The following is an 8831-nucleotide window of genomic DNA, read 5'->3' on the forward strand; positions in this document are numbered from 1 at the left end:
GAGAGATCCACCGTCGCTGATAGCCCCTCGCTCCCTGACCCGTCGGCATTGAGGACAACCATATGTAAATAGAGACAACCGAGCCCTTGACGGGTCAATCCATACCAGGCCGGATAAGCCGAAGGCGCATCCGGCTTGATGATGGCGCCCTCTCCACGCCCGGTGCGCTGACGCTTACCGGGCCTACTGGGTCGAGTTCAAGGGTAAGGAAAACAGGATGGACGTTCCCCTGAGCTGGCAGCTGGCCAAGCTGCTGGTATCAATCGGCGTGGTGCTCGGCCTCTCGATGATCGCCGAGCGGGTCAGCACCCGTGTGGCCGGCCTGCTCGCCGGCTACCCCTTGGGCACCGCCATCGCGCTGTTCTTCATCGGCCTGGAGATCTCCCCGGCCTTCGCCACCCAGAGTGCCGTGCACACCCTGGCCGGCTTCACCGCCACCCTGGCGCTGGGCGGCGGCTACCTGCTCTGCGCCCGCCGCGACGGCTTGGGCGGGGTGCTCGCCGGCACCGCGGGCGGACTAGCCGCCTGGCTGGCGGTGAGCCTGCTGCTGACCCAGCTGGAGTTCACCCGCCTGACCGGCACCCTGACCACCCTGGCGGCGATCATCCTCTTCATCCGGCTCTACCGTCGGGTACCGGAAACCGCCACCGGCGCCCGCGGCGGCTTCAGCTGGGCGGCGCTGGGCCTGCGCGCCGCCCTGGCCGCCGGGATCATCTTCCTGATCACCGGCCTCGCCCACGTGATGCCGGCCGCCTGGGCGGGGGTCATGGCCGCCTTCCCGGTGACCATGTACCCCTTCCTGGTGATCCTGCACCTGACCCACGGCGCCGCTCCGGTGGCCACGGTGATCAAGCACTACCCGGCAGGGCTCGGCGCGCTGCTCTGGTACGCCCTGTGTGTCTCGCTGACCTACGACAGCCTGGGGCTTTCGCTCGGCACCCTGGTCGGCTTCGCCGTCGCCACCGCCTGGCTGCTGGCCTGGACCCGCCTGCTGGCCTGGCGGGCCGCGCGCCTGGCGGCAAGACCACGCTCAGGGGCTTGACCTAGCGCTTGCTCGGGGCAAAGCTGTCAGCCTGATCTGGATCACGAGGACCACCCCCGATGTTCACCCGCACCATCGAGCCCGCCTTCTACGACACCGATGCCCTGGGCCACGTCAACAACACCCGGCTGCCGGCCTGGTTCGAGCTGGCCCGCAACGACCTCTTCCGGCTGTTCACGCCGGACCTGGACCCGCGCAAGTGGCGCCTGATCATGGCGCGCATGGAGGTCGACTACCGCGCCGAGCTGCAGTACGGTCGCGAGATCGAGATCCGTACCTACCTATCGCGGCTCGGCAACAGCTCCTTCACGGTGAGCCAGGAAGCGCGACAGGATGGTCTTCTGACCAACCTTGGCCATACCGTGTTGGTGCACTTCGACCATACGACCAAGAAGGCCATCCCCATCGAGGGCGAGCTGCGCGAGGTCCTTCAGGCCCACCTCCAGGCGGAGCCGGCGGACGCATGACCCCGGCGGTGAAGGTCCTCGAGAAGGCAGGTGTCACGTTCAGCCTGGCCGAGTACGACCATGACCCGCGCAGCCCCGCCTATGGCGAGGAAGCCGCCCGGGCACTGGGCCTGTCGCCCGAGGCGGTCTTCAAGACCCTGCTCGCCCGGCTCGACGACGGCCGCCTGGTGATGGCCATGGTGCCGGTCTCCGCCCAGCTCGACCTCAAGGCCCTGGCCCGGGCGGCCGGGGGCCGCAAGGCGAGCCTGGCCGACCCCGCCGAGGCCGAGCGCGCCACCGGCTACGTGGTCGGCGGCATCAGCCCGCTGGGCCAGAAAAAGCGTCTGCCCGCCTTCCTCGATGCCGGCGCCGAGCGCCTCGCGACCCTCCACGTCAGCGGCGGTCGCCGCGGGCTGGAGATCTGCCTGGCGCCACACGACCTGGCGCGCCTGACCGGGGCCCGCCACGCTGCCCTGGCGCGGCGCTGAACGCAGCCGAGCCGAACCCCGGCCGGCGGTGTCACAACTCGGAGCCGCCACCCACCGACGGGAGCCCCCATGGCCATCCGCTACACCCTCTGGCTGGACCCGGACGACACGCCCCGGCACCGCGCCGTCGAGGCCGCCCTGGAGCGCTACTTCATCGAGCGCTTTGCCGACTATCCGCACATTCGCTTGTTCGGCGCCGACCCTTACGATTATCATGCGCCGTTCAATCGGCTGCATGACGTGCTGATGGCGCGGGCCGGCGAGTACTGCGAGCGGGAGTGGCGCTATGTGCCCACCCCCGAGCAGCTAAACCGCGCCTTCTTCCTCGCCGTGGGGCATTCGAACAAGTTCGTACGGGACAACGACGATGGTGATCCGCACCGACCTGGACCCTGACGCGCGACAGCTGGCCATCATCGCCGAGCAGCTGGGTCGCGCGCCCCGCGGCATCGAGGCCCTGGCCGCCACCGACGGCGAGGGCACCCCGCTGGTACTGCGCATGGCGCCCATCGTCGACGGCAGGCCCTTCCCGACGCTCTACTGGCTGTGCTCGGAGCGGCTCAAGATCGAGATCTCGCACATCGAGGCCGCCGGGGTGATCAAGCAGCTGGAGACTCGCCTGCAGCAGGACCCCGACTTCCTGGTCGCCTACCACCGCAGCCACGACGCCTACGTGGCGGCCCGCTGGGCCTACATGAGCGAGGCCCAGCAGGCCGAGGTCATCCGGCTGGGTTATGAGGGCGTGCTCACCGAGCGCGGCATCGGCGGCATCATCAACCGCGACCATGTACGCTGCCTGCACACCCAGTACGCCCACCACCTCTGCGGCGAGAACGTCATCGGCCAATGGCTCGACGCGACCTACGGGGTAGCCGACTGCCTGCCCTGACTCAGGCTTTCGAGTCCCGGGCGTGGCCGCTAGGATGACCGCTTGCCAAGGAGAAGAGCATGTCGAGATTCTGCGTCTATCTGGGGTCCCGTGAGGGCCATGACCCGCAATTCCTCGAGGCCACGCGCCGGCTGGGCGCCGAGCTGGCCCGCCGCGGCCATGGCCTGGTCTACGGCGGCGCCCGTGTCGGCCTGATGGGCACCCTGGCCGATGCCGTGATGGCGGCCGGCGGCGAGGTCATCGGCGTGATGCCCGACCACCTGGTCGAGCGCGAGCAGGCCCACCACGGCCTGACCGAGCTGGTGCGGGTACGCAACATGCACGCGCGCAAGGCGAGCATGGTGGCCCATGCCGATGCCTTCATCGTGCTGCCCGGCGGTATCGGCACCCTGGAGGAGTTCTTCGAGGCCTGGACCTGGCACTACTTGGGTCTGCACGACAAGCCCATCGGCGTGCTCGACACCGCCGGCTTCTATGCCCCGCTGCTGGCCTTCCTCGACAACACCGTGGAGCACGGCTTCCTCAATGGCCGCACCCGGGCCGAGCTGGTCGATGCCACTGACCCCGCCGAGCTGCTGGATGCGCTGGAGAGCCGGCTGGCCACGGCCGGCTGACGCGCACGGCGTGTCGTGCCCACCTTCAGGCGTCGGGGGCGAGTTCGAGGGTGCGCAGGTAGGTGAGCTGCAGCAGGCGGGCATCCTCACCGGCCCGGTGCCGATGGATGCCCAGCTCGCGGATGATGGCTTCCTTGGTGCGGCTCCACAGGGCCTGCTGCGCCTCGCTAAGCAGGATACGCAGCGCCTCCAGGCGGAAGGCCGGCAGCATACCGGCATGATGGAAGAGCAGCGACAGCCAGGTGTTGTCGTAGCCCCAGCTGTCGCTGTAGGCGATGCCGATCTCCCCCAGCTCGTCATTGAGCCAGCGGGCCACCTGGCGCACCGGGTAGCCTTCGCGCTGCAGCCGTCCGCGGCTGATGCCATGCAACAGCTCGGCCTTGGGGTCCCAGTGGGTCCACTCGTCCAGCGGCTGGATGAGGAAGGCACAGGTGCTGCCATCGACGCGGGCCAGGCCGACCTCGATGGGGTAGCTGCCGCGCCCGAAGCCGGACGCCTCGATATCCAGCAGTGTGGGTAGCGTCACGGGCGGGAGAATCCTTGGTCGAGATGGCCGATGGCAACGGCGGCGAAGAGGCTAGTGTCGCGTCTCGCCTTCGGCCCTGTCCAGAGAACCAGCGTCCAGCGAGCCGGCAAGCCCGGCCAGGCGGTCGGCCAAGATCTGCCAGTGCCCGGCCTTCTCGTCATCCACCGGCAGCCCCAGCTCGCCGTTGCGGTAGGCGCGGACCAGGCGGGTCGCCGCCAGGGGATGGCCCGCCTCGCCGGCACGCGCATACCAGGTCACGGCATATTCGTCGCGACGCGGATACTGGGCACAGCCATGTTCGCGGATCTGGCCGGCCTGGTACTGGGCCTTGGCATCCCCGGCATGGGCCGCCTCGAGCACGTAGCGCGCCCCGCGGGCCTTGTCCTGGGGACTGACGCCGCAGTGGAAAAGCATATGACCATACTGCGACAGCGCCGCCGGATGCCCGGCATTGGCGCAGCGCTGGAAGAGGTGCATGGTCAGGCGCTGGGTACGCGGCGAGCGGGGCAGCCAGCGGGTATGGAACAGTTGCTGTGCGAGCCGGTACTCGAGCCGGGTGAACAGTGAGGATGCCTCTGACATGGCAACAGCCCTGCGTCCAGTGGTGCGAAAGCGATACCGGCCACATCCTGTGGCCGGTATCGCTCCCTGCAAAAAAGGTGGCCCTGCGGACTCCGCCGGGGCAACGGGGAGGCAAGCATACGCGCGCCCCGGCAGTGACTCAACCCCGGGATTTGCCGCCTCGCCCGGGCCCCGCTACCATGCCGGGTCAACCCCTTCAGCAGTCCTGCCAGGAGTAACCGATGCAGACGCGACCGCTAGGCGATACCGGCATCGAGGTCAGCCGCCTGTGCCTCGGCACCATGACCTTCGGCGAGCAGAACAGCGAGGCCGAAGCCCACGAGCAGCTCGACCGTGCCGTGGCCTTCGGCATCGACTTCATCGACACCGCCGAGATGTATCCGGTGCCCCCCATGGCCGAGACCCAGGGACGCACCGAGGCCTATATCGGCAGCTGGCTGAAGCGTCGCGGCAGCCGCGATGACGTGATCCTTGCCACCAAGGCCGCCGGCCCCGGCCTCGAGCATGTCCGTGGCGGCCCGCGGCTGACCCGCGAGCACCTCCACCAGGCGATCGACGCGAGCCTCGCCCGGCTGCAGACCGACTACGTGGACCTCTACCAGCTGCACTGGCCCGACCGGAAGGCCAACTTCTTCGGCAGGCTCGGCTACGAGCATGACGATGAAGAAGACGCCACGCCGCTGGAGGAGACGCTATCGGCGCTCAAGGAGCTGGTGGATGCCGGTAAGGTGCGCGCCATCGGGCTCTCCAACGATACCCCCTGGGGCGTGATGCGCGCCCTGCACCTGGCCGACACCCTGGGCCTACCCCGGGTCGCCAGCATCCAGAATCCCTACAGCCTGCTCAATCGCAGCTTCGAGGTGGGGCTGGCCGAGATCGCCCACCGCGAGCGGGTGGGGCTGCTGGCCTACTCGCCGCTGGCCTTCGGCATGCTCTCCGGCAAGTACCTGGATGGCGCCCGCCCCGCCGGCGCCCGGCTGACCCTGTTCGAGCGCTTCCAGCGCTACACCAACCCGCTGGCCGAGGAGGCGACTGCCGCCTACGTGCGGATCGCCCGCGACCATGACCTGGACCCGGCCCGGATGGCCCTGGCCTATGTCAACTCGAGACCCTTCCTGACCAGCAACATCATCGGTGCCACCACCATGGAGCAGCTCGAGAGCAACCTGGCCAGCGAGTCCCTGCGACTCGACGCCGAGGTGCTGGAAGCCATCGAGGCCGTTCACCAGCGCATCCCCAACCCCGCGCCCTGACCCATGCGCCCTGACCCAGGAGCCCTGACCCAAGAGCACCGGAGCGACGGGCTATCACCCCGATAGCCCACCGGCCGCGGGCCGCTTGGTATACTGGCCTGCACTGCCATCAGGCCATCCCCCTTCAGGCACAGGAGCGCCTCCATGCTGAGCGTGATCTCGCCCGCCAAGACGCTGGACTTCGAGACCCCGGCCACCACGACCCTGCATACCCAGCCGGACCATCTCGACCGCAGCCGTGAGCTGATCGAGATCCTGCGCGGCTACTCGCCCCAGCGGCTCAGCGAGCTGATGGGCATCAGCGACAAGCTGGCCGGGCTCAATGCCGCACGCTTCGCCGAGTGGCACACCCCCTTCACGCCCGAGAACGCCAAGCCCGCCGCCCAGGCCTTCCAGGGCGACGTCTACGTGGGGCTCGAGGCGGACGCCTTCAGCGACGACGACAACGCCTTCGCCCAGGCGCACCTGCGTATCCTCTCCGGCCTCTACGGTCTGCTGCGTCCGCTCGACCTGATCCAGCCATATCGTCTGGAGATGGGCACCAAGCTCGAGAACCCTGGCGGCCGCGACCTGTACGCCTTCTGGAAGGAGACCCTCACCAAGGAGCTCGACCGCGCCGTGGAGAAAAGCGGCACGCGGGTGCTGGTCAACCTGGCCTCCAACGAGTACGTCAAGGCGATCGACACCAGGGCGCTCACCTCGCGAGTGATCACCCCGGTGTTCAAGGACGAAAAGAACGGCAAGCTGAAGATCATCAGCTTCTACGCCAAGAAGGCCCGCGGCCTGATGGCCGCCTGGATGATCCGCGAGCGCCTGGACGACCCCGAGGACCTCAAGGACTTCGACGTGGCGGGCTATGCTTACAACGCCTCTCTCTCGGAGGGCGACACCCTGGTCTTCACCCGCACCGAGGATGCCGCCTGAAGGACTACGCGGTAAACACCAGGGGGCGTGCCGAGCGCTCCCTGAGGAAGTGACGATGGGCCTGCTTGAAGCGCACGTCGTCGCAGCGGTGCAGCCACTCGTAGGCGACCATGTCGGCACTCACCGGCACCGCACCGGCCTGGACCATACGCTCCTTGGCCAGCCGCGCCTCGCCGGCCCGACGGCTGGCGCAGGCCTCCACCAGCCAGTAGACCTCGTAGCCCGCCTCGAGCAGGCCGAGGCCGGTCTGCATCACGCAGATATGCGCCTCGGTGCCGCACAGCACCACCTGGCGACGGTCACCGGCGGCCATGGCCTCGGCGAAGGCCGGCTCGGCATGGGCATCGAAGTGGACCTTGTGCCACAGGCGGTGCGCCGGCAACGCCTCGAGCAGCCGCTCTTCGCTGCCCCCCAGCCCCTCGGGATACTGTTCGGTGACCCACACCGGCACCTCGAGCTCGCCGGCCATGCCGCCCAGCCAGGCGGCCTCGGTCACCGCCTGATCGCCATGTTCGATGACCGGCAGCAGACCGGCCTGCAGATCCACGATCAGCAGCAGGCTCTTCTCTCGCGTCAGGCGCATCGGCGGCCCCTCTCGTTATTCGTTAGTTGTCGTGGCTGACCAGCATAGCCGCTAGAATGGTCACTTCCGACTCTTTCTCATCCCCTTCCCCGATGGAGACCTCTCTGATGCGTCACCTACTCATCATGCTCGTGGTCGGCGTGCTGGGCTTCGGCCTGGCCGTGGATCACGCCGATGCCCGCCGCCTGGGTGGCGGCAAGAGCTTCGGCAGCCAGTCCCGCACCGTGCAGCAGCAACCTGCGGCCACCCAGAACCAGGCTGCCGGCAACCGCGCCACCCAGGCGCGCCCCGGCTCACGGATGGGCGGCATGCTCGGTGGCCTGCTCGCCGGCGGCCTGCTCGCCGCGCTCTTCTTCGGTGGGGCCTTCGACGAGCTGCGCCTGATGGACCTCCTGCTGGTCGCCGGCGCGGCCTTCCTGCTCTTCAAGCTGTTCGCCCGCCGCCGGCCGGCCATGACCGATGGCCCGGGCCAGCCGGATGCCGCCACAGGGCCCCAGCGCTTCCAGGCCGAACAGGCACCGCTGAGAGGCGGTACCGCCTTCGCCGCGGAGCCCGAGTGGTTCGACCGGGAGCGCTTCCTCGGCGGCGCCAAGGAGCATTTCATGACCCTTCAGCGCGCCTGGGACAACAACGACTTCGCCGGCATCCAGGAGTACGTGACCCCGGAGCTCTACAACCTGCTGCGTGAGGAGCGCGACCGGCAGCCGGCCAACAATCGCACCGAGATCGTGCGGCTGTTCGCCGAACTCGGCGACATCCGGGAGGTGGGCCAGGAGGCCGAGGCCACGGTGATCTTCCACGGCATCATCGCCGAGAACGGGGAGGAGAACGAGTTCAACGAGACATGGCACCTGACCCGCGAGCTGCGCGACGGCGCCCCCTGGTACCTGCAGGGGATCGAGCAGAATCCCGGCGCCTGACGCCCCGAGGAGTGGCCGGCCGAGACGAGAAAGGCCGGGCAAGTTGCCCGGCCTTTTCTGTTTTCTGCCCCGGCTTCTGCCACCGGCAGTGGGCAATCAGTTCTGGGCATCCTCGGCCGCCTGCTCCATCTCCTCGCCCATCTCCTCCATGCCTTCGCCCATCTCTTCCATGGACTCGTCGATGTTCTCGCCCGCCTCCTCGGCCGGCCCCTGTTCCTCCTCGCAGGCAGCCAGGCCGACACCCAGCATGGCGATCAGCAGGGCAAGGCCCAGCTTACGCATCATGGCGTTCTTCATGCTCATCTCCTCCTGAGACGTCCAGATCCATTGGTTCGTGCAGGAAAACCCTAGCCGCTGGCAGACGGCCTTTCCACTCCGGGCCGCAACATCATGTAACGGCGTGAGTAACGCCAACGAAAAAACCCCAGCTTCGTTCGAAGCTGGGGTTTCAGAATAGGTGCCTGACGAAGGCCCGGGCGGCGCTCCGCTACTCGCCATGGGGAGGCCCCCGGAACGACGAAACCCCGACCAATGGCCGGGGTTTCAGAATAAGTGCCTGACGAT

The 8831-nt window shown here is 68.3% G+C and carries 13 protein-coding genes; 9 read left to right on the forward strand and 4 right to left on the reverse strand.

From position 1 onward, the window contains the following. The first annotated feature begins 217 nt into the window (after positions 1 to 217). From OP498_RS17835 to OP498_RS17860, 6 genes are all read left to right on the forward strand, one after another. Entirely contained in the window at positions 218 to 1042 is an 825-nt protein-coding gene (locus OP498_RS17835; RefSeq protein ID WP_280554670.1) for a hypothetical protein, read from the forward strand. A 59-nt stretch (positions 1043 to 1101) separates the two neighbouring features. Beyond that, positions 1102 to 1509, forward strand: coding sequence for a thioesterase family protein (locus OP498_RS17840; protein ID WP_280550662.1), 408 nt, complete (start codon positions 1102 to 1104; stop codon positions 1507 to 1509). Further along, the gene (gene ybaK, locus OP498_RS17845) at positions 1506 to 1976 is read left to right on the forward strand and encodes a Cys-tRNA(Pro) deacylase (protein WP_280550667.1); all 471 of its coding nucleotides are present in this window, start codon (positions 1506 to 1508) and stop codon (positions 1974 to 1976) included. The genes OP498_RS17840 and ybaK overlap by 4 nt, the downstream gene beginning before the upstream one ends. Before the next feature lie 69 nt (positions 1977 to 2045). Beyond that, positions 2046 to 2372, forward strand: a complete 327-nt coding sequence (locus OP498_RS17850; RefSeq protein WP_280550669.1) for a hypothetical protein — start codon at positions 2046 to 2048, stop codon at positions 2370 to 2372. Next, positions 2344 to 2865 (forward strand): DUF501 domain-containing protein, encoded by a 522-nt coding sequence (locus OP498_RS17855; protein ID WP_280554671.1) that lies wholly within the window; start codon positions 2344 to 2346, stop codon positions 2863 to 2865. Before OP498_RS17850 ends, OP498_RS17855 begins: the two co-directional genes overlap by 29 nt. 59 nt (positions 2866 to 2924) lie before the next feature. Then, complete coding sequence (locus tag OP498_RS17860) at positions 2925 to 3479, forward strand: TIGR00730 family Rossman fold protein (RefSeq protein WP_280550673.1); 555 nt, start codon at positions 2925 to 2927, stop codon at positions 3477 to 3479. A gap of 25 nt (positions 3480 to 3504) precedes the next feature. Here the strand turns inward: OP498_RS17860 and OP498_RS17865 are convergent, their stop codons facing one another. Together OP498_RS17865 and OP498_RS17870 are read right to left on the reverse strand one after the other, a co-directional pair. Then, on the reverse strand, positions 3505 to 4005 hold the full coding sequence (locus OP498_RS17865; RefSeq protein ID WP_280550675.1) for a hypothetical protein: 501 nt from the start codon (positions 4003 to 4005) through the stop codon (positions 3505 to 3507). 51 nt (positions 4006 to 4056) lie between these two features. Next, positions 4057 to 4587 (reverse strand): tetratricopeptide repeat protein, encoded by a 531-nt coding sequence (locus OP498_RS17870; RefSeq protein WP_280554673.1) that lies wholly within the window; start codon positions 4585 to 4587, stop codon positions 4057 to 4059. Between the two features lie 221 nt (positions 4588 to 4808). Here OP498_RS17870 and OP498_RS17875 point away from each other — a divergent pair, with 221 nt between their 5' ends. Both OP498_RS17875 and yaaA read left to right on the forward strand, forming a co-directional pair. Further along, on the forward strand, positions 4809 to 5840 hold the full coding sequence (locus OP498_RS17875) for an NADP(H)-dependent aldo-keto reductase (RefSeq protein WP_280550680.1): 1032 nt from the start codon (positions 4809 to 4811) through the stop codon (positions 5838 to 5840). A gap of 144 nt (positions 5841 to 5984) precedes the next feature. Beyond that, complete coding sequence (gene yaaA, locus OP498_RS17880; protein ID WP_280554676.1) at positions 5985 to 6764, forward strand: peroxide stress protein YaaA; 780 nt, start codon at positions 5985 to 5987, stop codon at positions 6762 to 6764. A 4-nt stretch (positions 6765 to 6768) separates the two neighbouring features. Here the strand turns inward: yaaA and OP498_RS17885 are convergent, their stop codons facing one another. Continuing rightward, positions 6769 to 7347 carry an isochorismatase family protein gene (locus OP498_RS17885; RefSeq protein ID WP_280554678.1) on the reverse strand — a complete coding sequence of 193 codons (579 nt, stop codon included), beginning with the start codon at positions 7345 to 7347 and terminating at the stop codon, positions 6769 to 6771. A 107-nt stretch (positions 7348 to 7454) separates the two neighbouring features. On the opposite strand from OP498_RS17885, the gene OP498_RS17890 reads away from it, so the two are divergent. Further along, positions 7455 to 8267, forward strand: coding sequence for a Tim44-like domain-containing protein (locus OP498_RS17890; RefSeq protein ID WP_280554680.1), 813 nt, complete (start codon positions 7455 to 7457; stop codon positions 8265 to 8267). A 96-nt stretch (positions 8268 to 8363) separates the two neighbouring features. Here OP498_RS17890 and OP498_RS17895 read toward each other — a convergent pair whose 3' ends face one another. Further along, a complete protein-coding gene (locus OP498_RS17895; RefSeq protein ID WP_278031959.1) occupies positions 8364 to 8564 on the reverse strand; it encodes a hypothetical protein in 201 nt (66 codons plus the stop codon). Between the last annotated feature and the right edge of the window lie 267 nt (positions 8565 to 8831).

The organism is Halomonas sp. 25-S5 (assembly GCF_029889845.1).
Taxonomy (GTDB): domain Bacteria; phylum Pseudomonadota; class Gammaproteobacteria; order Pseudomonadales; family Halomonadaceae; genus Halomonas.